This window comes from Aminobacter sp. BA135 (assembly GCF_050859125.1).
In the GTDB taxonomy this organism is placed as follows: domain Bacteria; phylum Pseudomonadota; class Alphaproteobacteria; order Rhizobiales; family Rhizobiaceae; genus Aminobacter; species Aminobacter ciceronei.
On record NZ_CP139572.1, the window covers coordinates 4,665,517 to 4,686,941 of the forward strand.

At 62.9% G+C, this 21,425-nt stretch carries 22 protein-coding genes; 9 read left to right on the plus strand and 13 right to left on the minus strand.

Annotated features, from left to right (window positions below; all coding sequences use genetic code 11):
• Nucleotides 1-181 precede the first annotated feature (181 nt).
• The 3 genes from SLT36_RS22735 to SLT36_RS22745 all read right to left on the minus strand — a co-directional run bounded on the left by SLT36_RS22735 (nucleotide 182) and on the right by SLT36_RS22745 (nucleotide 3,181).
• On the minus strand, nucleotides 182-964 hold the full coding sequence (locus tag SLT36_RS22735; RefSeq protein WP_192317963.1) for an ATP-binding cassette domain-containing protein: 783 nt from the start codon (nucleotides 962-964) through the stop codon (nucleotides 182-184).
• Nucleotides 964-2,046: an ABC transporter permease gene (locus SLT36_RS22740; RefSeq protein WP_432284549.1), complete on the minus strand. Its 1,083-nt coding sequence runs from the start codon at nucleotides 2,044-2,046 to the stop codon at nucleotides 964-966. Before SLT36_RS22740 ends, SLT36_RS22735 begins: the two co-directional genes overlap by 1 nt.
• Nucleotides 2,047-2,149: 103 nt before the next feature.
• On the minus strand, nucleotides 2,150-3,181 hold the full coding sequence (locus SLT36_RS22745) for a sugar ABC transporter substrate-binding protein (RefSeq protein ID WP_432284550.1): 1,032 nt from the start codon (nucleotides 3,179-3,181) through the stop codon (nucleotides 2,150-2,152).
• A 359-nt stretch (nucleotides 3,182-3,540) separates the two neighbouring features.
• Here SLT36_RS22745 and SLT36_RS22750 point away from each other — a divergent pair, with 359 nt between their 5' ends.
• The 4 genes from SLT36_RS22750 to SLT36_RS22765 all read left to right on the plus strand — a co-directional run bounded on the left by SLT36_RS22750 (nucleotide 3,541) and on the right by SLT36_RS22765 (nucleotide 7,447).
• Nucleotides 3,541-4,701: an ROK family protein gene (locus SLT36_RS22750; protein ID WP_432288439.1), complete on the plus strand. Its 1,161-nt coding sequence runs from the start codon at nucleotides 3,541-3,543 to the stop codon at nucleotides 4,699-4,701.
• A gap of 2 nt (nucleotides 4,702-4,703) precedes the next feature.
• Nucleotides 4,704-5,150, plus strand: a complete 447-nt coding sequence (locus tag SLT36_RS22755; RefSeq protein ID WP_432284551.1) for an RbsD/FucU family protein — start codon at nucleotides 4,704-4,706, stop codon at nucleotides 5,148-5,150.
• The gene (locus SLT36_RS22760; protein ID WP_432284552.1) at nucleotides 5,147-6,070 is read left to right on the plus strand and encodes a carbohydrate kinase family protein; all 924 of its coding nucleotides are present in this window, start codon (nucleotides 5,147-5,149) and stop codon (nucleotides 6,068-6,070) included. The genes SLT36_RS22755 and SLT36_RS22760 overlap by 4 nt, the downstream gene beginning before the upstream one ends.
• A gap of 234 nt (nucleotides 6,071-6,304) precedes the next feature.
• A complete protein-coding gene (locus tag SLT36_RS22765; RefSeq protein ID WP_432284553.1) occupies nucleotides 6,305-7,447 on the plus strand; it encodes a DegT/DnrJ/EryC1/StrS family aminotransferase in 1,143 nt (380 codons plus the stop codon).
• 55 nt (nucleotides 7,448-7,502) lie between these two features.
• On the opposite strand, the gene cysQ is transcribed toward SLT36_RS22765, so the two are convergent.
• Genes cysQ through cysD form a run of 3 tightly spaced genes read right to left on the minus strand, consistent with a single transcriptional unit; the run spans nucleotide 7,503 to nucleotide 11,150 of the window.
• The gene (gene cysQ, locus SLT36_RS22770) at nucleotides 7,503-8,354 is read right to left on the minus strand and encodes a 3'(2'),5'-bisphosphate nucleotidase CysQ (protein WP_432284554.1); all 852 of its coding nucleotides are present in this window, start codon (nucleotides 8,352-8,354) and stop codon (nucleotides 7,503-7,505) included.
• Entirely contained in the window at nucleotides 8,305-10,242 is a 1,938-nt protein-coding gene (gene cysN / locus SLT36_RS22775) for a sulfate adenylyltransferase subunit CysN (RefSeq protein ID WP_432284555.1), read from the minus strand. The genes cysQ and cysN overlap by 50 nt, the downstream gene beginning before the upstream one ends.
• A 2-nt stretch (nucleotides 10,243-10,244) precedes the next feature.
• Nucleotides 10,245-11,150 (minus strand): sulfate adenylyltransferase subunit CysD, encoded by a 906-nt coding sequence (cysD, locus tag SLT36_RS22780; protein WP_067964446.1) that lies wholly within the window; start codon nucleotides 11,148-11,150, stop codon nucleotides 10,245-10,247.
• 137 nt (nucleotides 11,151-11,287) lie between these two features.
• On the opposite strand from cysD, the gene SLT36_RS22785 reads away from it, so the two are divergent.
• Nucleotides 11,288-11,626: a hypothetical protein gene (locus SLT36_RS22785; RefSeq protein WP_432284556.1), complete on the plus strand. Its 339-nt coding sequence runs from the start codon at nucleotides 11,288-11,290 to the stop codon at nucleotides 11,624-11,626.
• On the opposite strand, the gene SLT36_RS22790 is transcribed toward SLT36_RS22785, so the two are convergent.
• On the minus strand, nucleotides 11,593-11,850 hold the full coding sequence (locus SLT36_RS22790) for a hypothetical protein (RefSeq protein WP_432284557.1): 258 nt from the start codon (nucleotides 11,848-11,850) through the stop codon (nucleotides 11,593-11,595). The two genes, SLT36_RS22785 and SLT36_RS22790, sit on opposite strands and share 34 nt — an antisense overlap.
• Nucleotides 11,851-12,104: 254 nt before the next feature.
• Between SLT36_RS22790 and SLT36_RS22795 the strand changes: the two genes are divergently transcribed.
• Nucleotides 12,105-12,338, plus strand: a complete 234-nt coding sequence (locus tag SLT36_RS22795) for a hypothetical protein (protein WP_432284558.1) — start codon at nucleotides 12,105-12,107, stop codon at nucleotides 12,336-12,338.
• 152 nt (nucleotides 12,339-12,490) lie between these two features.
• Here the strand turns inward: SLT36_RS22795 and SLT36_RS22800 are convergent, their stop codons facing one another.
• Nucleotides 12,491-12,652: a hypothetical protein gene (locus SLT36_RS22800; protein ID WP_432284559.1), complete on the minus strand. Its 162-nt coding sequence runs from the start codon at nucleotides 12,650-12,652 to the stop codon at nucleotides 12,491-12,493.
• Nucleotides 12,653-12,973: 321 nt separating this feature from the next.
• On the opposite strand from SLT36_RS22800, the gene SLT36_RS22805 reads away from it, so the two are divergent.
• The gene (locus SLT36_RS22805; RefSeq protein WP_432284560.1) at nucleotides 12,974-13,666 is read left to right on the plus strand and encodes an outer membrane protein; all 693 of its coding nucleotides are present in this window, start codon (nucleotides 12,974-12,976) and stop codon (nucleotides 13,664-13,666) included.
• Between the two features lie 477 nt (nucleotides 13,667-14,143).
• Here SLT36_RS22805 and SLT36_RS22810 read toward each other — a convergent pair whose 3' ends face one another.
• Together SLT36_RS22810 and SLT36_RS22815 are read right to left on the minus strand one after the other, a co-directional pair.
• Nucleotides 14,144-15,151, minus strand: a complete 1,008-nt coding sequence (locus tag SLT36_RS22810; RefSeq protein WP_432284561.1) for an NAD-dependent epimerase — start codon at nucleotides 15,149-15,151, stop codon at nucleotides 14,144-14,146.
• A gap of 143 nt (nucleotides 15,152-15,294) precedes the next feature.
• Nucleotides 15,295-15,888, minus strand: a complete 594-nt coding sequence (locus SLT36_RS22815; RefSeq protein ID WP_432284562.1) for a biotin transporter BioY — start codon at nucleotides 15,886-15,888, stop codon at nucleotides 15,295-15,297.
• 220 nt (nucleotides 15,889-16,108) lie between these two features.
• Here SLT36_RS22815 and SLT36_RS22820 point away from each other — a divergent pair, with 220 nt between their 5' ends.
• Nucleotides 16,109-17,014, plus strand: coding sequence for an MBL fold metallo-hydrolase (locus SLT36_RS22820; protein WP_432284563.1), 906 nt, complete (start codon nucleotides 16,109-16,111; stop codon nucleotides 17,012-17,014).
• 40 nt (nucleotides 17,015-17,054) lie between these two features.
• Here the strand turns inward: SLT36_RS22820 and SLT36_RS22825 are convergent, their stop codons facing one another.
• Nucleotides 17,055-17,873 carry a DUF1499 domain-containing protein gene (locus SLT36_RS22825; protein WP_432284564.1) on the minus strand — a complete coding sequence of 273 codons (819 nt, stop codon included), beginning with the start codon at nucleotides 17,871-17,873 and terminating at the stop codon, nucleotides 17,055-17,057.
• A 140-nt stretch (nucleotides 17,874-18,013) separates the two neighbouring features.
• Complete coding sequence (locus SLT36_RS22830) at nucleotides 18,014-19,651, minus strand: fatty-acid--CoA ligase (RefSeq protein ID WP_432284565.1); 1,638 nt, start codon at nucleotides 19,649-19,651, stop codon at nucleotides 18,014-18,016.
• Nucleotides 19,652-19,819: 168 nt separating this feature from the next.
• On the opposite strand from SLT36_RS22830, the gene SLT36_RS22835 reads away from it, so the two are divergent.
• Nucleotides 19,820-20,521 (plus strand): hypothetical protein, encoded by a 702-nt coding sequence (locus SLT36_RS22835; RefSeq protein WP_432284566.1) that lies wholly within the window; start codon nucleotides 19,820-19,822, stop codon nucleotides 20,519-20,521.
• A gap of 18 nt (nucleotides 20,522-20,539) precedes the next feature.
• On the opposite strand, the gene SLT36_RS22840 is transcribed toward SLT36_RS22835, so the two are convergent.
• On the minus strand, nucleotides 20,540-21,277 hold the full coding sequence (locus SLT36_RS22840; protein ID WP_432284567.1) for a polysaccharide deacetylase family protein: 738 nt from the start codon (nucleotides 21,275-21,277) through the stop codon (nucleotides 20,540-20,542).
• Nucleotides 21,278-21,425 lie beyond the last annotated feature (148 nt).

Below are 21,425 nucleotides of genomic sequence, written 5' to 3' on the forward strand. Positions count from 1 at the left end.
ACCTGTCCTCCCACACGCATGTTAGCCATTCCGAATGCGATCTCAATCGATTTAAATGACCGCGTCAATATCTCGCGACGCGGAGACAGGGGGATCTCGGAAGTCGAGACCCCGGGGATCCTGCGATGCCGAGACCCTGGGGATCTCCGCAACGCGGAGACCCTGGGATGTGGCCGGCCGGTCAGGCAGCGATTGCGGCTTCTGGCGGCGCCTTGGCGCCGGTCATGAAGGCAACCGCATCGGACATCGAATATTCCTTCGGATCGATGACCGTCAGCCGGCGGCCGAGGCGGTGAATATGGATGCGGTCGGCGACCTCGAAGACATGCGGCATGTTGTGCGAGATCAGCACGATCGGCAGGCCGCGCCGCTTCACGTCGAGGATCAGTTCGAGCACGCGGCGGCTTTCCTTGACGCCAAGGGCGGCCGTCGGCTCGTCCATGATCACCACCTTGGAGCCGAAGGCGGCGGCGCGTGCCACCGCCACGCCCTGGCGCTGGCCGCCGGACAGCGTTTCGACGGCCTGGCTGATGTTCTGGATGGTCATCAGGCCAAGTTCGGTCAGCTTTTCGCGCGCCCGCTTTTCCATCGCGCCCCGGTCGAGCATGCGGAACCAGTTGCCCATGATGCCCGGCTTGCGGATCTCGCGGCCGAGGAACATGTTGTCGGCGATCGACAGCGCCGGCGACAGAGCCAGGTTCTGGTAGACGGTCTCGATGCCGGCGTCGCGCGCCTCCATCGGCGCCTTGAAGTTCACCACCTTGCCTTCGAGGCGGATCTCGCCTTCGTCAGGGGTGATGGCACCCGAAATCGCCTTGATGAGTGACGACTTGCCGGCGCCGTTGTCGCCGATGACAGCAAGGATTTCGCCGGGATAAAGATCGAAGTCGGCCTGATCGAGGGCGGTGACGCGGCCGTAGCGCTTGACCAGCCCGCGTGCGGTGAGAAGAGGTTCGGTAGCCATCAGCCTGCAACCTTTCTGATCCACTGGTCGATTGCGACCGCGATGATGATGAGGGTGCCGATCAGCAGATAGGTCCATTGCGGGTCGGTGCCGATCAGGCGCAGGCCGAGCTGGAACACGCCGACGATCAGCGCACCGAACAGCATGCCGAGGATAGAGCCACGACCGCCGAACAGCGAGATGCCACCGATCACCACAGCGGTGATGGATTCGATGTTGGCGAACTGACCTGCCGTCGGCGAAACCGAGCCGATGCGACCAATGAGCATCCAGCCGCCGAGGGCGCAGATCAGGCCGGAGATGACATAGACTGAAATCAGCACCCTGTTGACGCGCACGCCGGAAAGCTGGGCGGCCTCGGGATCGTCGCCGATGGCATAGACATGGCGCCCCCAGGCAGTGTGGTTCAGGATGTACCAGAGCACCGCCACCAAGAGCACCATGGCGACGACGCCAAAGGTGAAGACCGCATTGCCGAGGCGGAAATTGGCACCGAAGAACTGGAGGATCGGCGCCTGCGTCTCGATATCCTGGGCCCGGATCGTCTCATTGGCCGAATAAAGGAAGTTCGTTGCCAGCACGATCTGCCAGGTGCCGAGCGTGACGATGAACGGCGGCAGCTTCATGTAGGAGACAAGCACGCCATTCAGCCAGCCGCAGAGCGCGCCGACGGCAAAGCCGCACAGGATCGCCAGCGACGGCGGCAGGCCGTAGCGGAAGGTGAATTGCCCCATCACTACCGACGACAGCACCATGATGGCACCGACGGACAGGTCGATGCCGGCGGTCAGGATGACGAGTGTCTGGGCGGCGCCGATGATGCCGGTGATCGCCACCTGCTGCAGGATCAGCGTCATCGAGAAGGCCGAGAAGAACTTGCCGCCGATGATCAGGCCGAAAAGTGCTACCGAGGCGACAAGCACGATCAGCGGGACTGCGGCCGGGTTGGAATGCAGGAAATGCTGGATCTTCTCGATCGACGACCTTGTATGCGTATCGAAGCTGGCCACTGAGGTGTCGCTGCCCGAGAGAACCTTCTCGAACTCCTGCGGCCGCCTGGCACCTGCCGAAGCGTCACTCATGTCGATTTCCTCCCATGAGGGATTTCATATCCCCCTTGTAGGAAGGGCGACCAAGGGGTCGCCCTTCGTCTGCAAGGAAGTGTCTCGCCGTCAGGCGGTCAGATCAACCCCAGCACTTTTCCAGGCCGGTCTTCACGTCGATCGATTCCACGCCGGTGGCCGGCTTGTCTGTCACCAGCGAAACGCCGGTGTCGAAGAAGTCCTTGCCTTCGGTCGGCTTGGGCTTCTCGCCGCTGTCGGCGAACTTCTTGATCGCCTCGATGCCGAGAGCGGCCATCATCAGAGGATACTGCTGCGAGGTCGCACCGATGACGCCATCCTGGACGTTCTTGACGCCCGGGCAGCCGCCGTCGACGGAGACGATCAGCACGTTCTTCTCCATTCCCACGGCCTTGAGTGCTTCATAGGCGCCGGCAGCGGCAGGCTCGTTGATGGTGTGGACGACGGTGATGCCCGGATCCTTCTGGAGCAGGTTCTCCATCGCCTTGCGGCCACCTTCTTCATTGCCGTTGGTGACGTCGTGGCCGACGATGCGCGCGTCATCCTCGTCGCCGATCTTGTTGGCGTCCTTCACGTCGATGCCGAAGCCCATCATGAAGCCCTGGTCGCGCAGCACGTCGACGGTCGGCTGCGACGGGGTCAGGTCGAGGAAGGCAACCTTGGCGTCCTTGGCCTTGTCGCCGAGCGTGGCGGCAGCCCACTGGCCGATCAGCTTGCCGGCAAGCAGATTGTCGGTGGCGAAGGTGGCATCGGCAGCATCTGCCGGCTCAAGCGGGGTGTCGAGCGCAATGACCAGGATGCCGGCGTCGCGCGCCTTCTTGATCGTCGGCACGATGCCCTTGGTGTCGGACGCGGTGATCAGGATGCCCTTGGCGCCGTCGGCGATGCAGGTCTCGATCGCCGCGACCTGGCTTTCCGAGTCGCCGTCGATCTTGCCGGCATAGCTCTTCAGCGTCACGCCGAGCTCAGTCGCCTTGGCGGTGGCACCTTCCTTCATCTTGACGAAGAAGGGGTTGGTGTCGGTCTTGGTGATCAGGCAGGCACCGACATCGGCAGCCGATGCAGGGGCTGCGATGGCAGCGAGCGCGGCGACGGCCGCACCAAAGACAGTCGTCTTCAGAACTGAAAATTTCATAGGGCACTCCTCCCAGAACCAAACCATGCGAGCCCATCAGCGGGCCGCGCTCCGGATACTCGTTCACTCTTCCCAGTCGAGTATCCGGCACTGACGAAACACCAATCGGGATCGTCTGTCAATAATTAAATCACTCTTATTTATTATTGACAGGATTGCAGTCACCGCACATTCTGTCCCAAAAGAGCATTGCGGATTTTCACGGAAAACCGCGGGCGGATCGTCAGAGACGACTGCGTGCGGATTTTCGAAGAAAACCGCGAAATGACGGGAGGAAGCCGGTGGAGGCCGGGAGTTTGAAGCACGGTTCGCCCGATGCTGCGGAAGCGCCGCAGCTGCGCGGCACCAATCAGAGCGGCATGCGCGACCAGAACGAGCGGCTGGTGCTGTCTCTGGTCAGGCAGAGCGGCGCGCTGGCCAAGTCCGACATTGCGCGCATGACCGGCCTGTCGGCGCAGACCGTTTCCGTCATCATGCGCGAACTCGAGGTCGAAGGGCTTCTGCTGCGCCAGGAACCGATCCGCGGCAAGATCGGCCAGCCCTCCATTCCGATGGCGCTCAACCCGGAAGGCGCCTTCTTCATCGGCCTCAAGATCGGTCGCCGCAGCGCCGAACTGGTGCTGATCGATTTTCTCGGCAGAACGCGGGCAATGCTGCAGAATTCCTATGGCTACCCGACGCCCCAGGACACCATTGAATTCGTGAAATCAGGCATCGCCCGGATGCGTGCCGGCCTGACGCGCGAGCAGGACAAGCGCATCGCCGGCCTCGGCGTTGCCATGCCGTTCGAGCTCTGGAGCTGGGTCGACACGGCGGGTGCTCCGCGAGAAATCATGGATGCCTGGCGCAACCGCGACATCCGCGCCGACCTGCAGGCGCTGTTTTCCTTCCCCGTCTATCTCCAGAACGATGCCACCTCCGCCTGCGGCGCCGAACTGGTGTTCGGCGACATCGGCGCGCTGCGCGACTTCGTCTATTTCTACATCGGCGCCTTTGCCGGCGGCGGCGTGGTGCTCAACGGCAGGCTCTACAGCGGGCCGACGGGCAATGCCGGCGCGCTCGGCTCGATGCCGGTACCGGGCCCCGGCGGCAGGCCAACCCAGCTCATCGACGTCGCCTCCATCGCCGTGCTCGAAAAGGCACTGAACGCCAGGGGTATCGAAGCGGCCTACCTCTGGACATCGCCCGAGGAATGGCAAGATCTCGGGCCCGACATGGCCCCCGACCTCGACAACTGGATTACGACTGCCTCGGAGGCGCTTGCCTATGCCATCGTGGCGTCGGCCTCGGTCATCGATTTCGAAAGTGCCGTCATCGACGGCTGGATGCCGGCGTCGATCCGCGCCCGCCTGGTGCAGGCAGTGCAATCGGCGATCGGCAGGATCGACGTCGAGGGCTTGCGTATCCCCTCCGTCCGCGAAGGCACCGTCGGCATCCATGCGCGCGCCATGGGCGGCGCCAGCCTGCCGCTGTCCGAGCGCTTCCTCATCGGCTCGACCGCACCGTCGCGAGGGGTCTGATCGTGCTCATCAACATTCCCGCCCTGCTCGGACCCGAACTGCTCTTCACCTTGCGCGCCATGGGCCATGGCGACGAGATCGCCATCGTCGACGGCAATTATCCCGCGCTCGAGCATGGCCGCCGCCTCATCCGCGCCGACGGGCTCGATCTGATCCCCATGCTCGACGCCGTGCTGCAGGTGCTGCCGGTCGACGATTTCGTGCCGCAGGCAATCTTCCGCTCCTCGGTCAAGGGCGACCCTGATGTGTCCGACCCCGTGCATGGCGAAATCGCAGAGGTCTGTGCCCATCGCGCACCCGGCTTCGCCGTCGTGCCGCTCGCCGGCGATGCCTTCTACGACAGGGTCAAGGCAGCCCACACCATCATTGCCACCAGCGAGCCAAGGCTCTACGCCAATGTCATCGTCCGCAAGGGCGTCATCTATCCCAAGGGAACCGGCAAATCATGATCCTGTGCTGCGGCGAAGCGCTCATCGACATGCTGCCACGGCAAAGTCCCGACGGCGAACCTGCCTTTGCGCCTTATGCCGGCGGGGCGATCTTCAATTCGGCGATCGCGCTCGGGCGCCTCGGCGTGCCGACCGAATTCTTCTCCGGCCTTTCGTCCGACCTGTTCGGCCAGCAGATCCGCGACGTGCTAGCCGCGAGCAATGTCGGCTCGCGTTACGCCAACCTGTCGGGGCGGCCGACGACGCTGGCCTTCGTCCGGCTCGACAATGGCCACGCCACCTACACCTTCTATGACGAAAACACCGCCGGCCGCATGCTGACCGAGGCCGACCTGCCCAGCCTTGGCGACGACATCGACGCCATGCTGTTCGGCGCGATCAGCCTCATTCCCGAGCCATGCGGTTCCGCCTATGAGGCGCTGATGAAGCGCGAGCACCAGCGCCGCGTGATGATGTTCGATCCCAATATCCGGCCCGGCTTCATCCAGGACAAGCATGCGCATCTTGGACGCATGCGCCGCATGCTTGCCATGGCCGACATCGTCAAGCTTTCGGACGAGGACCTCGCCTGGTTCGGCGAGACGGGCAGCCATGACGAGATCGCGGCGAACTGGCTGGGCAAGGGTCCGAAGCTGGTGATCATCACCAAGGGCAGCAAGGGCGCAACCGCCTACAGCGCCCGCCATACCGTCGCGGTGACGCCGGAACAGGTAACGGTGGTCGACACAGTCGGCGCCGGCGACACCTTCAATGCCGGCGTTCTCGCCTCGCTGCACGAACAGCAGATGCTGACCAAGGACGCTGTTACGGACCTGTCGGAATCAGCCATCGAAGCGGCACTTTCGCTCGGCGCGCGGGCCGCGGCGGTAACCGTATCCAGGGCAGGCGCAAACCCGCCATGGCGGCGCGAACTGGCCTGAATCGGGCGTTTACAGGCGGTTTCGCCGATCACTTTATGTTTCGCATCGCCAAGCCGGCTTAAACACGCCTGGCGGGAAAATCCCTGTTTTCCGCCATTTTCGGCGCGAAATCGCCGCAACCGAAAGTAACAGGAACTGCAGCCGCGCCCTGCATGCCGCAGGGTGCTCGGCTTTTTCGGACACCCCAACTCTGCTATCAGCGGCGCGAAGAAACGATTGGGTTTTGGGGCAATAATGCAGTTCATCGATCTCGGCGCGCAGCGCGAACGAATCCGCGACCGTCTGAAGGCGGCCATCGACAAGGTTGTCGATGAAGGACGCTACATCCTCGGTCCGGAAGTCACCGAATTCGAGAACCAGCTCGCCAAATATGTCGGCGTCAAGCATGTGGTCGCCTGCGCCAACGGCACCGACGCGCTGCTCTTGCCGCTGCTCGCCTCGGGCATCGGCCCCGGCGATGCGGTGTTCGTGCCGAGCTTCACCTTCGCGGCCACCGCCGAAGTGGTGGCGCTTGCCAAGGCCGAGCCTGTCTTCGTCGACATCGAGCCGGACACCTACAACATATCAATCGAGAGCCTCGAAGCCGCGATCGCCATGATCAAGGCCGAAGGCCGCCTGAAGCCCAAGGCGATCATCCCGGTCGACCTGTTCGGCATCGCCGCCGACTACGCGGCCATCGATGCGATTGCCAAGCGCGAGAACCTGCTGGTCATCGAGGACGCCGCCCAGTCGATCGGCGGCTCGCAGGACGGCAGGATGTGCGGCGCCTACGGCCATGTCGCCGCCACCAGCTTCTATCCGGCCAAGCCGCTCGGCTGCTATGGCGACGGCGGTGCGATGTTCACCAATGACGACGATTTCGCCGCCAAGCTGCGTTCCTTTGCCTTCCACGGCAAGGGCGAGACCCAGTACGACAACATCCATGTCGGCCTGAACTCGCGCCTCGACACGCTGCAGGCAGCGATCCTGATCGAAAAGCTGGCGATCCTGGAAGACGAAATGGAGGCGCGTGCGCGCGTCGCCCAGCGTTATGCCGACGGCCTCGGCGATGTGGTGAAAGCCTCGCGCGCGCCCTCGGGCGGCCGCTCGGCCTGGGCCCAATACGCCATCGAGACCGCCGACCGCGACGGCCTGAAGCAGCACCTGCAGGCCGAGGGCATTCCGTCGGTCATCTATTATGTGAAGCCGCTGCATGTGCAGGTGGCCTACAGCCACTACCCGCGCACGCCGGGCGGCCTGCCGGTATCCGATGCCGTGCCGGGCACCATCCTGTGCCTGCCGATGCATCCTTACCTCAGCGCAGCCGACCAGGACCGGATCATCTCGACGATCCGCAACTATGTCGGCTCCAACTCGGCCAAGATCGCGGCCGAGTAAGCAGCACGTCTCGAGCGTTTCCGCTTTTCTTCGAATCGCGGAATTGCTCCAGAGCTCAGAACATGAAGGCCGGGTCGATGATCCGGCCGCTCGAGACAAAATGCGGATTGGCGAAATCCGCATCATTGGCCTGGTTGCGCTTGCCGTAGACCAGCGGCGCACCATCCAGCGTATGCGTGGTGCCGCCTGCCGCGCGCAACACCGCATCGCCTGCCGCCGTATCCCACTCCATCGTCCTGCCGAAGCGCGGATAGAGGTCGGCCTCGCCTGAAGCCAGCAGGCAGAACTTCAGCGACGAGCCGACCGAGACGATCTCGGCGGCATGCACACGCTTGATGAAGGTTTCGGTCTCGGGGGTCAAATGCGACCGGCTGGCGACGATTGTCAGCGGCTCGCGGCCTTCTCGCACATGGATCTGGCGGCGGCCGGCGGCCACGCCGTCGACGATCTCGAAGGCTTCGGCCTTGCCAGGGCGGCCGGCAAAAAACCGGCCGGTGCAAGGTGCATAGACGACGCCGATTTCGGGAGCGCCGTCGCGGACGAGCGCGATATTGACGGTGAAGTCGGTTCGCCGCTTGACGAATTCCTTGGTGCCGTCGAGCGGGTCGATGACGAAGAAGGCGCGGCCGAGATCGGGCGCAATCACACCCTCCGACGTCTCTTCCTCGGCGACACATGGCACACCTGAGAAGGCCGCGCGCAATCCTTCGAGGATGATCTTTTCAGCAGCCCTGTCCGCCTGCGTGACGGGCGAGGCATCGGCCTTGTCCGTCACCGTGATCTCGGAATTGTAGACCTCCATGATCGCCCGCCCGGCCGCGATGGCCAGGCGTTCGAAGGTCTCGAGTATGGCTTCGTCAGATGCCGCCACCGTCGTCGTATTGATGCTCTGCAAGGTCTCGCTCATTCAGCCAGTTCTCGACGGTCTCGACCATCTCTTCAGCGGTCTTGCCGAGTGTCTGGAGATGAATCTCAGGATTCTCCGGCGTTTCATAGGGCGAATCGACACCGGTGAAGTTCTTTATCGCGCCGGCGAGCGCGCGGGCATACAGCCCCTTCGGATCGCGCCTGGCGCATTCCTCGAACGGCGTGTCGACAAAGACCTCGACGAACTCGCCCTGCCCCATCAATTCGCGCGCCATGCGGCGCTCGGCGCGAAACGGCGAGATGAAGGAGACGATGACGATCAGGCCGGCATCGGCCATCAGCTTGGCGACTTCGGCGACGCGGCGGATGTTCTCGACACGATCCTCGTCGGTGAAGCCGAGATCGCGGTTGAGGCCATGGCGGACATTGTCGCCATCGAGGATGTAGGTGTGGCGGCCGGCCGCGTGCAGCTTCTTTTCCAGCATGTTGGCGACGGTCGACTTGCCCGAACCGGACAGGCCGGTGAACCACAGCACCGCCGGGCGCTGGTTCTTGAGGTCGGCGCGGGCATGGCGGGTCACGTCGAGCGACTGCCAGTGGATGTTTTCAGAACGCCGCAGCGGATGCAGGATCATGCCGGCGCCGACGGTGGCGTTGCTGATCCGGTCGATCAGGATGAAGGCGCCGGTGGTGCGGTTTTCAGAGAAACTGTCGAAGGCGACAGGCGACTGGGTCGAGATGTTACAGACGCCGACTTCGTTCATCTCCAGCGACTTCGCCGCCTCATGGGCGAAGTCGTTGACGTTGATGCGGTACTTCAGCTCGGTGACGGTAGCGCTTGCCTGGTCGGTCTCGGTGCGCAGGATGTAGGAGCGCCCGGGCAGCAGCGCCTGCTCGTCGAACCAGACGACATTGGCGGCGAACTGGTCTGCGACATCGGGCCGGGCATCAGGCGAAACCAAAAGGTTGCCGCGCGACACCTCGACCTCGTCTTCGAGCACGAGGGTGATGGCCTGGCCGGCAACGGCGCTGCGCAGGTCGCCGCCATGGGCGACGATGCGCTTGACGGTCGACGGCTTGCCTGACTTGGCAACGACGATCTCGTCGCCCTGCGAGATCGATCCGGAGGCGATCGTGCCGGCAAAGCCGCGGAAATCGAGATTGGGCCGGTTGACATATTGCACCGGGAAGCGGAACGGCCGGTCGGTCGCCTCTTCCTCGACGACAACCGTCTCGAGATGCTCGATCAGGGTCGGGCCGGAATACCAGCCCATCTTGTCCGAGCGCCGCGTGACATTGTCGCCGAAGCGCGCAGACATCGGAATCGGCACGATCGACTTGAAGCCGAGGCTTTCGGCGAAGCTGGCATATTCTGCAGTGATGCGGTCGAACACGCCCTGGTCGAAGCCGACGAGGTCGATCTTGTTGATCGCGACGACGATGTTCCTGATGCCGAGCAGCGAGGCGATGATCGAATGCCGCCGCGTCTGGCGCAGCACGCCCTGGCGCGCATCGACGAGCACGATGGCGAGGTCGGCGGTCGAGGCGCCCGTCGCCATGTTGCGGGTGTATTGCTCGTGGCCGGGCGTGTCGGCGACGATGAACTTGCGCTTCGGCGTGGCAAAGAACCGGTAGGCGACATCGATGGTGATGCCCTGCTCGCGCTCGGCTTCGAGGCCGTCGACAAGCAGCGCGAAATCGACGTCCTCGCCTGTCGTGCCGTGCTTGCGCGAATCGCGCTCGAGGGCTGCGAGCTGGTCTTCGAAGATCTGCTTGGTGTCGGAGAGAAGCCGGCCGATCAGCGTCGACTTGCCGTCATCGACCGAGCCGCAGGTCAGGAAGCGCAGGAGCGACTTCTGCTCCTGGCCGGCGAGATATTCGCGGACGCTCTCGGCGGCCTCGATCTTGGTGGCCATGGCGTGGCGCATTCTCAGAAATACCCTTCGCGCTTCTTCTTTTCCATCGAGCCGGCTTCGTCGCGGTCGATGAGGCGTCCCTGCCGCTCGGAGGTGCGGGCGGTCAGCATCTCGCTGACGATGCCTTCGAGGCTGTCGGCGTCGGATTCGATCGCGCCGGTCAGCGGGTAGCAGCCCAGCGTGCGGAAGCGCACGAGCTTGTTTTCGACCACCTCGCCCGGCCTGAGCTTCATGCGGTCGTCGTCGCGCAGGATCAGCATGCCGTCACGCTCGACCACCGGCCTGTGCTTGGCGAAATAGAGCGGCACGATCGGGATGTTTTCCTGCAGGATGTACTGCCAGATATCGAGCTCGGTCCAGTTGGAGAGCGGGAAGACGCGGATCGATTCACCCTGGGCGACGCGGGTGTTGAAGATCTTCCACATTTCCGGACGCTGGTTCTTCGGGTCCCAGGCATGCTGGGCATTGCGGAAGGAGAAGATGCGCTCCTTGGCGCGCGACTTCTCCTCGTCGCGGCGGGCGCCGCCGAAGGCGGCGTCGAAGCCGTATTTGTCGAGCGCCTGGCGCAGGCCGACAGTCTTCATCACATGGGTGTGGGTGTTCGAGCCGTGATCGAACGGGTTGATGTTGTCGCGGACGCCGTCCGGATTGACATGGACCAGGAGGTCGAAGCCGAGCTCGCGCGCCATCGCGTCGCGGAACTCGATCATCTCGCGGAACTTCCACGTCGTGTCGACATGCAGGAACGGGAATGGCGGCTTGGCAGGATAGAAGGCCTTCATCGCCAGATGCAGCAGGACCGAGGAATCCTTGCCGACGGAATAGAGCATCACGGGCTTGGTGAAAGTGGCAGCGACCTCACGGAAAATGTGGATCGCCTCCGCCTCGAGACGGTCCAGGTGAGTCAGTCTGGCAAGCATTGAAAAGCCTTCGGAAATCGTTCCATGGCCGCGGTTTGAGTGCCGAAACGACCGATTGGCTGCAGTGTCGCACAAATTAGCAGTGTCGCAAGCAGGACACGACCAAAAACCACCGCCTGCACAGTCAGTTTTTGCCCATGTTCCACATCTTCTGGAATGCAATTCCCCCGCACGGTCGGGCAGGTGATCTTGGCGCGAAATTTGTCCTCGGACAGGGCATGCCGATCATGCGGCTGAGCATCAAGGACACAGGCCGGCGGGACAAGAGCTCAGACCGCCTGCCGTTGGTCCGCATCAGGCTGGCCGAGGGCCTGTTGCTGGCCAAGGGTGATGTGATCATGCGGCGGCCAAAGGTCAGGCAGCCCTGTGGTGCGGGTGACCGGCAGGCCCCAGGTCTTGGCAAAGCCAGAAGCGTCCCGGCGCGCACACGAAAGTCGGGATATCACCTGTCGATTACACCGGCACCGTTCATGTGAGCCCCTTCGGGTGTGCTGTGCTGCCGCTCGAACAATAGCGGCTCTCCGGTGCACTGCGCGACATCGAGGACGTAACTCAAGATATCCTCGAAGGCCACATTCTCCTGTGGGTTCTCGCTCTGAACCGTCTGCGCGATCTCGACGACGTTGATCGGGCTGGAGGATCTGGCGGCTGCGACGGCCGCCGATATGCTGTTCATCAAATCTCGGGATAGCAGGCGCATCTGGATTGTTCCTTTTGAAGCCCGATTATTGCTGGCAGACGAGCTTCCGGCAAGAGAAATCCAAAAATAAATTAATAAAATCATATAGTTAGTAGATTACGGCAAAAGGGTGGTGAGGGCAGAACTAGGGTTGGACGCCAAATGAAAATGCTGAGCAGGTTTAGACCATGGCAGTCTTGACTACGTTTGTGCCAAGAACCATATTTTATGCACTTACTCATTCAGCACATTTATGCCGAAAGATGGTGGTGTCGATGCCGGAGCTTGAGAGAGGCGAACGCCTGCAGATTATGCTCAATGCCGAGGAACTGGCGGCTGTCGAGGACTTCCGTTTCCAACGAAGAATGCCGAGCCGGGCTTCCGCGGTGCGCGAGTTGCTGCGTCGAGGATTGGCCGCAGAAGGCTTCATGGAGGCAACCGCCGGAGCGAAGTCGCAAGATTTTGGCGTTCTTGATCACAATGGAAGCGGCAATCCGGACAACGCCTGAACAGAGCCAGGCATTTTCGAGCCCCTGGACCAGATTGAAGCTTGCTTTCCCTGAACGGTCCGAAAGTGCCGCGTTCACAATCTTGACCTGGCGCATGCTCAAGGTCTTTCGCCAAAGGCACTAGGCAAGACGGCGGATAGGTTCGTAGGCGATCACCTGGCCATTACGCCCGACCAGTTCCGAGATGGGAAAGGTGTGGAGACCATGACTCCGGCATCGACAACATCACCAAGCCGAAGCCGATCTGAATAAATGGCCTGGATGATCTTTTCAAAGAAGATGCCGCCGAGATGAAACAAATCGTCGACTTGCATCCGATCAAACTCCAAACCGGCAGCGCGTCAATTGAAGACGTCTGCAATGTCGCCGATTGCAAACTTGCGCCCTGCCCACATCAGCATACCTCCGAGCCGACTGCCAGCCACCATCGTTGAACGTTGTCAGGTGCCGCCAGGACGCAAAAAGGCCCCGCCACCTTTCGGCAGTGGGGCGGGAGGAATGTCTGACAATATCATGAGTCGCTGCGGTGGCGGACGGCCAGCTTGCCTTGTGTCGCGGCCCGTGATAGCTACTGACGCATAACGCGAACGCTGCCCTGTTCGCTCGACCAGAGCTTGCAACCAGGGCACCGATCGATGACCTCCAGCTTCCCTCTTATCAACACATCGACTCTTTTTGCGCTGCTGTTGAGCGCGAGCTTGGCGAGTCCCGGTCTGGCACACGCCGGCGAAAGCAACTCCGCCGTGGACTGGTCCGGGATCTACCTGGGCGGCGTGGTCGGATATGGATCGGGCACTGCAAAAGCCATTGATGGTGAGTATGCAGCAGACGGAGTTCACATCTCCGGCGCGGCTGGCGGACTGACGCTCGGTTACAACAGACAGTTGGGCAATCTCGTCCTGGGCCTGGAAGGTGACGTTTCAGGGGCGAGCATATCGGGGTCGGGCGACGGCGGCGACGATTGGTATTGCGGCGGCAGCGAAGATATCTGCACCTTCAAGGTGGATTGGTCGGCCACGTTGAGAGCACGTCTGGGATATGCCGTCGGGCCCGTCCTGCCCTTTGTTTCCGCCGGTATCGCAGTTGGTCGCGTCAGCGGCGATTTGAACGAACAGTGTCCCGGCGACTATTGGTGCGGCAGCGACACCAAAGCCGGATGGACGGCCGGCGGCGGCCTCGAATGGGCATTCAACGACAAGTGGTCAGCCAAGGCTGAGTATCTGTTCGTCGACCTTGGAAAAGCCCGCTTTGGCGAGGGCAACGGCGACGGCTTCCACGGCGACTTCAGATTCCACACCGCACGGCTTGGGGTGAATTATCACTTCTGATCGCGGTTCTGGACAACAAAGCAGGCCCCAGTTCAGGAAGGTGGCGAAGCGGACTGGAACGCCTGGACGAGGCCGAAAGACGGCGTTTCGCTCGCTCGCGCGCCACCGGAGAGCGACGCTATCGATGCTCGTCAGCTCTGCCGGCGCGAGGCAACGGGTCAGCGCCTGCCCTTCGGAAAAGCAGGCGCCAAACAATCCAAGCAGACAGAAACAATAGAAGAACAAGGACAGGGGAATCGGTCATGAACGCGGCGCCATGAAGCAGGAATGACGCGACAACGATTGCGCCCCATTTTGCCAGCAGCAAAAAAGACGTTGAACGCCTTTCCCATCACGCTGCAGACGGCCCCTTGGACGGATATTTGCGATCTTAGGCCAGCATGGCCATACAGTTAGGCGTGCCGCTGACACCATCGATCTTCTTGGCGAGGTCGGTGAAGCCTCGGCGAGGAGACGTTTGATTGACGGCCCGCCCCTTTACTGGACGCGGTAGTATCGGCCGTACCAGTCGACGAAGCGGACAAGTCCCTCTTCGATTGGCGTGTGCGGCAGCTCGCCGATCAGGTTTTCGAGGTCGCTGACATCGGCCCAGGTGCTGAGCACATCACCGGGCTGCAGCGGCATGAAGTTCTTCACTGCCTCGCGGCCCGTCGCCCGTTCGAGGATGCGGATCATCTCCATCAGATGTTCCTTGCGACGGTTGCCGATGTTCATGACCCGATGCGGCGCCCAGCTGCCCGATGCCCCGCCGGCTGAAATGTCATAGTCAGGGTCGGGAATGGGCGGCAGGTCGATCAGGCGCACGATGCCTTCGACGATGTCGTCGATATAGGTGAAGTCGCGGTACATATCGCCATTGTTGTAGATGTCGATGGTGTCGCCGGCGAAGATCGCCCTGGTGAACTTGTAATAGGCCATGTCGGGCCGGCCCCATGGCCCATAGACGGTGAAGAAGCGCAGGCCCGTTGCCGGCACGCCGAACAGATGGCTGTAGGTATGCGCCATCAGCTCATTGGCCTTCTTGGTGGCGGCGTAAAGGCTGACCGGGTGGTCGACGCCGTCGCGCGGCGAATAGGGCTGCTTCTTGTTGCCGCCATAGACCGAACTCGACGAGGCATAGATCAGGTGTTTCGGCTGCGTTGCTCGGCAGTTCTCGAGGATGTTCAGAAAGCCGGTGACATTGGCATCGACATAGGCTTGCGGATTGTCGAGCGAATAACGCACGCCGGCCTGTGCGGCGAGGTTGATGACGATCTCGGGCCGGCATTCGAAAGCGGACTTCACCGCCGCCGCATCGGCCAGATCGGCCTGGATGAAGCGGAAATCGCCATGTTCAGCCAGAAGCTCCAGCCGTGCTGCCTTCAGCGACGTGTCGTAATAGTCGGTGACGCTGTCGAAGCCGACGACCTCGTGCCCATCGGCCAGAAGGCGGCGGGCGACGTGGAAACCGATGAAGCCGGCCGTGCCGGTGACGAGAACGGTCATGAATTCACTGCTCTTCAAATGCAAAACGCCCCGGCCTTTCTAAGGCCGGGGCGTCCATTAATCCATCGCCCGTCAATCCATCGCCCGTCAATCCATCGCCAAGCAAATCCACCGCCCGGCAGATCAGATGCCTGTGGAGGCGATCAGGCCTTCTTGGGCAGCAGCGCCCAGATCGCCGGAACGGCGGCGGCAGCCAGCGCCACCTTGATCAGGTCGGGCACGATGAACGGCACGACGCCGAACTGCCAGGACTTTTCCACGCCGATCAGCAGCGACAGCCAGGAGAAGCCGAGCGCCATCATGACGACCTCGGCGACCAGCATTGCGCCGAGCATCTTGACGATGCTGCGGCCCCAGCCACGGTCGACGGCCCAGCCGACGATCGCCGCCATGGCGACGAAGCCGAGCAGGTAGCCGCCGGTCGAACCAAGCATGTAGGCAAGACCGATGCCCTTTTCAGGCGTGCTCTGGAACACCGGATAACCCATCGCGCCCTGCGCCATGTAGAGCATCAGCGTCGCCACGCCGAGGCGCAGGCCATAGGCCGCGCCGATGCCGAGCACGGCCAGCGTCTGCAGCGACATGTCGACCGGTCCGAGCACGACCTTGGTCTTGGCCGAAGCGATGAGCAGCAGCGAACCTGCAACGGCCAGCAACAGCTGGGTCGCCAGGCGCGTCGCGCCCTTTTCGGGCAATGCCGCCGAGATGAGTGCTGTGGAACTGGATGCAGCGGCCATGTAAATCCCCTTGTGGTATGCGCGCCGAGGCACGCCTTGCATGCCCCTGAAAATCGAACTCGATTTTCGCTGGGGATCATGCACCGATTCAAAACTGCTACAGCGTCCTTTGCGCCTCAACGCGCGGCGCTGTAGTCATGGTTTTCCCTATATTGTCTTCCATGCTAAGCGGCAAACGAATTTGCCCAGGGCACCTCGAACCCACAGATATCGGCCGGTCATGTCTCTCGATTTCGACACACGCTTCGACCCTGCCTACGGCCAGCCTGTCACTGTTGCCGACAGCGTCATGCGGCTCACCGCCAACAACCCAAGCGCCTTCACCTTCCATGGCACCAACAGCTACATCATCGGCACCGACACGCTTGCCGTGCTCGATCCCGGGCCCAATGACGACGCGCATCTCGAGGCGCTGCTTTCAGCCATTGCCGGCCGCCCGGTCAGCCATATCTTCGTCAGCCATACCCATCGCGATCACTCGCCGCTGGCGGCCCGGCTGAAGGCTGCGACCGGTGCGATGACGGTTGCCGAGGGGCCGCACCGCTCGGCGCGTCCGCTGCGTATCGGCGAAGTGGCGCCGCTCGATGCCAGCAGCGACACCGACTTCGTCCCCGACGTCATTGTCGCCGACGGCCAGCTCGTCGATGGCGACGGCTGGCGCATGCGAACGGTACTGACGCCTGGCCATGCGGCGAATCACGCCGCTTTTGCGCTCGACGGCAGCGGCATCCTGTTTTCGGCCGACCATGTCATGGCCTGGTCGACCTCGATCGTGGCGCCGCCTGATGGTGCGATGTCGGATTACATGGCGTCGCTCGACAAGCTGATCGAACGCGACGACGCAACCTATCTGCCCGGTCATGGCGGCCCGGTCGCCTCGCCGCAGACATTCGTGCGCGGGCTGAAAGCCCACCGTCAGATGCGCGAAGCCGCGATCCTCGAACGCCTCGCTGCCGGCGACAGCTCGATCCCCGACATCGTGCGCGCCATCTATCGCAACACCGATCCCAGCCTCCATGGCGCGGCCGGGCTTTCGGTGCTCGCGCATCTCGAAGATCTCGTCGGCCGCGGCCAGGCCGTCAGCAACGAGGCACCGGCGATCGACAGTCTCTATTCCCCAGCCTGAAGAACATCTGGCCAGAATAAATCGATCGTGCCTGCCAGGCCTATTGTTCGGGCGTCGCCGTCGTCGCGGTTCCGGCCTGGTTGGCTATTTCCTGGTCGAGCTCGGCCAGGAAAGCCGTGATCCGCGCGGCGTTTTCGCCGAGGTCGTGGCGGCCGTAGCGCGAGGCTGAGCGCATGTCGACAAAGGTCGAATCGCCGTCATCGACCATCCGGATGGCCACGTCGGAGGGCAAGGCGAGGACGAAGGTCCGTGCCACAGCTTCGATGTCGACTTCACCAGTGGCCTTGTCGGCGGCCGGCGGCGGCACGACGACCTCCCAGCCCTGGCGGGCGAGCACGGCCGAGACACTCTGCAACACCTGGTCGAGCGACAGGTCGTAGCGCCGGCCGGCAACCAGCGGATAGGACTGGGTCTGCAGGGTGCGCTCGCCTGCGGTCGGGATTTCGAGCCTGTTCATGGCTGACGTTCTGAGCGAGACCGCCGCCATCAGCGCCGGCGGGTCTTCGACATCGGTCGAGATGTCGCGCAGCATCGGCAAGGTGGCGATCTGGTAGGCGACGAAACCGAACGGCGCCAGCACCACCAACGCCAGCAGGGCACCGAAGGTCAAATCGTGGCCGCCGCGATCGCCGAACTTCCACAGCCGCGAAAAGGCAAGACCCGACAAAAGCAGGGCAAAAGCGGCAAGCAGTGCGACGATGCCGAGCACCCAGAAGAACGCCGTGGTGTCGACGAGGCCGCGGCGATGGCCGAGAACCACCGTGACCAGCAGCACCGCCGCAAACGATGCCATGCCCCTGGACAGACCGGCCGAACGCGTGGTGCGCACCTCATGATATCTCGTCTGGAACTCAGCCATGGAACCCCGTTACCCACCCAGTCTATATGGCAGCACTGCCGTCCCCACGGCAGACGTCGCTGCCTGGTCAAACTAGAAGGTTTCCGGCTGCGGTTGAAGCGGAAAGGCGGCTCGTGCCCCCTTCCCGCACATGAACTTGTCTATGCCGCAGTGTCCGTCGGCAGGCGATAGTCCCTGAATTTATCGCGCAGCGCCGTCTTCAGGATCTTGCCGGTCGCGGTATGGGGGATTTCGTCGACGAAAGCGACGTCGTCGGGCATCCACCACTTGGCGACCTTGCCGTCGAGGAACGCCAATATGTCGGCTTTATCAGGCTCCTTGCCCTTTTTGCACACGATCACCATCAGCGGACGCTCTTCCCAGCGCGAGTGCTTGACCCCGATCACCGCTGCCTCCTGAACGTCGGGATGTCCGACCGCCAGGTTTTCGAGTTCGATCGAAGAAATCCACTCGCCGCCCGACTTGATCACGTCCTTGGAGCGGTCGGTGATCTGCATGTAGCCATGTTCATCGACATGGGCGACGTCGCCGGTGTCGAACCATTCGTCGGCGTCGAACTGCTCGGCGCTGGCGCCGCCAAAATAGGAGCCGGATACCGCAGGACCGCGCACCTTCAGCCGGCCGAAGGTCTTGCCATCCCAGGGCAGCTCGTTGTTGTCGTCGTCGGTGATCTTCATCTCGACGCCGAAAGGCGTGTAGCCCTGCTTCTGCTGCAGGTTCAGCCTGTCATCGCCTTCGAGCTCGTCATATTCGGGCTTGATGGTGCAGAGCGTGCCGAGTGGCGACATCTCGGTCATGCCCCAGGCGTGGATGACCTCGACGCCGTAATTGCGCTCGAACTTCTCCGTCACCATGCGCGGGCAGGCCGAGCCGCCGATCACCACCTTGTTGAGATGCGGCAGCTTCTTGCCGGTTTCCTCGAGGTGCTGCAGCAGCATCAGCCAGACGGTCGGCACGGCCGCGGTGAAGGTGACACGTTCGGTGTCGAGCAGTTCGTAGATCGAGGCGCCGTCCATCTTGCCCCCGGGCATGACCAGCTTGGCGCCGACTATCGGCACGCTCTGGGCCAGCCCCCAGGCATTGGCATGGAACATCGGCACCACCGGAAGGACGACGTCGCGCACCGAAATGCCCATGGCGTCAGGCATCACGGCGATCATCGCATGCAGCACGTTGGAGCGGTGGCTGTAGACGACGCCCTTGGGATCGCCCGTCGTGCCCGAGGTGTAGCACATGCCGGCCGCCGCATGTTCGTCGAGCGCCTTCCAGGCAAAGTCACCGTCGGCTTCGGCCAGCCACTCCTCATAAGCTATGACATTGGGCAGCGCCGTCGGCGGCAGATGGGCGGCATCGGTCAGGACGATGATCCGCTGCAGCGACGCGACCTGCGGCGCGATCTTTTCGACCAGCGGCATGAAGGTCAGGTCGACGAACAGCGCCTGGTCCTGGGCATGGTTCATGATCCAGACGAGCTGCTCGGGGAAAAGCCTGGGATTGAGCGTGTGATAGACGGCGCCGATGCCCATGATGCCGTACCAGGCCTCCATGTGCCGCGCCGAGTTCCAGGCCAGCGTGGCGATACGGTCGCCGAGCTTGTAGCCGTCACGCTCCAGCCGTTGCGCCACCTTGAGCGAGCGCGCGCGCAGCTCGGCAAAATTTGTGCGAACGATCGGCCCCTCGATCGAGCGCGACACGATCTCCCGGTTGGGATGCTGCCGTGCGGCGTGGTCAATGATCTTGTGGCACAAAAGCGGCCACTCCTGCATCAGTCCGAGCATGTGGATCCTCCCAGATCTTATCAGGCCATTCTGGGCGCAATGGCCGGATTGTCCAGTCTGACCAAGGGGAAAGCCAAGCCGGCAAATCCAGCGGCCATATTGCGGCCACGGTCCCGGTTAACCTTTGTTACCGGCTGGCGGGATTGGTAAGATATTGTGAGGCATCACATGGATACGCATCCCCGCGCGGAAGACGAAGGCCTGCCGCAGCACGAAGCGTCATCGCAGGAGCCAGAGGCTCAACTGGACAATGTTGCCGAAACGGTTCAGCCGGAGCTGATCGCAGCCCCGGAGCTTATCGCAAACGAAGAGATTTCGGCCGGCGACGAGGCTGCATCCGAATCGGTCGCGGAAGCTGCGGCCGATGTCGAGCTTTCGGCGGAGGAGCTGTCCACCGAAGCTGCCGTGGTTCCCGAGGCTGCGGTAGCGCCTGAGCTTGCGGCGGAAACATCAGACGAAACCGAAGTTGAGGCGGAAGCGCCGGCCGCCGAGGAAGCTGCGCCCGTCGTGCTTGGCCCCGAGGAGCTGACCGCGCAAGCGCCGGAGGATGCCGGACCGGCAAACATCGCCGCCCCCTCGATCGCTCCAGGCAGCGTCTCGGAATCGGAATTCGCCGTGATGGTGGACGATGCGCTCGAGGCCGTCGGCGGCATCCTGCTGTTCAAGATGCGTCTCGACGAGGCCGGCGAGGACAGGCATGTCGCGGCGGCATCGATCGGCGACGGCGCCAGGCGCCAGTTCCTGCTGCTGTCGCTGCCTGTCACCGGCGGCAAGCTCAAGGTCGAATCGGCCAGCCGCAGCAACAGTCCATTGGCAAAACTCGCCGAAGCCTATGTCGGCGTGGTCGAGGCTTTCCGCGCCGCAGCGTGAAGCGGCGGCGCGACGGCATCAGTTCGTCGTGTCGTCGGTACCGTCATCTTCGACATCGTCCAGCCGGACGAAGGTGTAGCCCTTTGCCTTCAGCGCCAGCAGGCCCTTGACCAGCCCGCCGCCTGCCGCGTGGGTAGGCTGGTTGATGTGGGCGATGATGACGTCGCCATCCCTGGCAGCTGACACGCGGCGCTCGGTTTCGCGCGCACCGAGCAACGAGCCGCCGTCGCCATTGATCGAATAGCCGGCGATCCTGAAGCCGAGGCTGCGGATCAGTGCGATCGAGCTCTTGCTGTATTGCGCGGTAGCGCCGCGGAACCATTTCGGCGCCGGCCCGCCGCGCTCGGTCAGGGCCAGAGCGCCGGCCACGACCTCTGCCTGCACGGCCTCGCTGCTGCCGGCGCTCTTCAGCCCATAGATGCTGTGTGGCGTGTCGACCGCCGGCACATGCTCGGCGCCGTGATTTTCCAGCTCGAACAGCTCGGGATGCGCCCGCATGACGGCGAGCGCCTCGGCGTTGCGCTTCAGCCACTTGCCGGTGACGAAGATCGTCGCCGGTATCCTGTTGTCGACGAGTGCCGAGAGGATGCGGGCATCGGTCTTGCCGCCGCAGGCGTCGAGCGTCAGCGCCACGCGGGGAGTGGCTTCGGTGGAAGGCCTGAGATGCAAACGCGGTTCGAGAAGTGTGGCCCAAGCTGAAGACCCCATCAGCGCCGCAAAACCAACGCCAATCAAAAACCTGCCGAGCATGCGCATGCGAATTTCCGGGAAATGCAGTCTGGAATCGCGGCCACTGGCACCCCAATCTTGGCGCGATGATGACCGTGGCGGCCATTTGGCGGAGGTCCCTGGAAAAGCCGATACCCCACACGAGTTGCTTGTGTAGGTTTTTTTTTCGACCGCC

Excerpts from the sequence above, each read along its gene's own strand:
- SLT36_RS22735 (WP_192317963.1), bottom strand. The coding sequence starts at position 964 with ATGGCTACCGAACCTCTTCTCACCGCACGCGGGCTGGTCAAGCGCTAC.
- SLT36_RS22740 (WP_432284549.1), bottom strand. The coding sequence starts at position 2,046 with ATGAGTGACGCTTCGGCAGGTGCCAGGCGGCCGCAGGAGTTCGAGAAG.
- SLT36_RS22745 (WP_432284550.1), bottom strand. The coding sequence starts at position 3,181 with ATGAAATTTTCAGTTCTGAAGACGACTGTCTTTGGTGCGGCCGTCGCC.
- SLT36_RS22750 (WP_432288439.1), top strand. The coding sequence starts at position 3,541 with ATGCGCGACCAGAACGAGCGGCTGGTGCTGTCTCTGGTCAGGCAGAGC.
- SLT36_RS22760 (WP_432284552.1), top strand. The coding sequence starts at position 5,147 with ATGATCCTGTGCTGCGGCGAAGCGCTCATCGACATGCTGCCACGGCAA.
- SLT36_RS22765 (WP_432284553.1), top strand. The coding sequence starts at position 6,305 with ATGCAGTTCATCGATCTCGGCGCGCAGCGCGAACGAATCCGCGACCGT.
- cysQ (WP_432284554.1), bottom strand. The coding sequence starts at position 8,354 with ATGAGCGAGACCTTGCAGAGCATCAATACGACGACGGTGGCGGCATCT.
- cysN (WP_432284555.1), bottom strand. The coding sequence starts at position 10,242 with ATGCGCCACGCCATGGCCACCAAGATCGAGGCCGCCGAGAGCGTCCGC.
- cysD (WP_067964446.1), bottom strand. The coding sequence starts at position 11,150 with ATGCTTGCCAGACTGACTCACCTGGACCGTCTCGAGGCGGAGGCGATC.
- SLT36_RS22785 (WP_432284556.1), top strand. The coding sequence starts at position 11,288 with ATGTTCCACATCTTCTGGAATGCAATTCCCCCGCACGGTCGGGCAGGT.
- SLT36_RS22790 (WP_432284557.1), bottom strand. The coding sequence starts at position 11,850 with ATGCGCCTGCTATCCCGAGATTTGATGAACAGCATATCGGCGGCCGTC.
- SLT36_RS22795 (WP_432284558.1), top strand. The coding sequence starts at position 12,105 with ATGCCGGAGCTTGAGAGAGGCGAACGCCTGCAGATTATGCTCAATGCC.
- SLT36_RS22800 (WP_432284559.1), bottom strand. The coding sequence starts at position 12,652 with ATGCAAGTCGACGATTTGTTTCATCTCGGCGGCATCTTCTTTGAAAAG.
- SLT36_RS22805 (WP_432284560.1), top strand. The coding sequence starts at position 12,974 with ATGACCTCCAGCTTCCCTCTTATCAACACATCGACTCTTTTTGCGCTG.
- SLT36_RS22810 (WP_432284561.1), bottom strand. The coding sequence starts at position 15,151 with ATGACCGTTCTCGTCACCGGCACGGCCGGCTTCATCGGTTTCCACGTC.
- SLT36_RS22815 (WP_432284562.1), bottom strand. The coding sequence starts at position 15,888 with ATGGCCGCTGCATCCAGTTCCACAGCACTCATCTCGGCGGCATTGCCC.
- SLT36_RS22820 (WP_432284563.1), top strand. The coding sequence starts at position 16,109 with ATGTCTCTCGATTTCGACACACGCTTCGACCCTGCCTACGGCCAGCCT.
- SLT36_RS22825 (WP_432284564.1), bottom strand. The coding sequence starts at position 17,873 with ATGGCTGAGTTCCAGACGAGATATCATGAGGTGCGCACCACGCGTTCG.
- SLT36_RS22830 (WP_432284565.1), bottom strand. The coding sequence starts at position 19,651 with ATGCTCGGACTGATGCAGGAGTGGCCGCTTTTGTGCCACAAGATCATT.
- SLT36_RS22835 (WP_432284566.1), top strand. The coding sequence starts at position 19,820 with ATGGATACGCATCCCCGCGCGGAAGACGAAGGCCTGCCGCAGCACGAA.
- SLT36_RS22840 (WP_432284567.1), bottom strand. The coding sequence starts at position 21,277 with ATGCGCATGCTCGGCAGGTTTTTGATTGGCGTTGGTTTTGCGGCGCTG.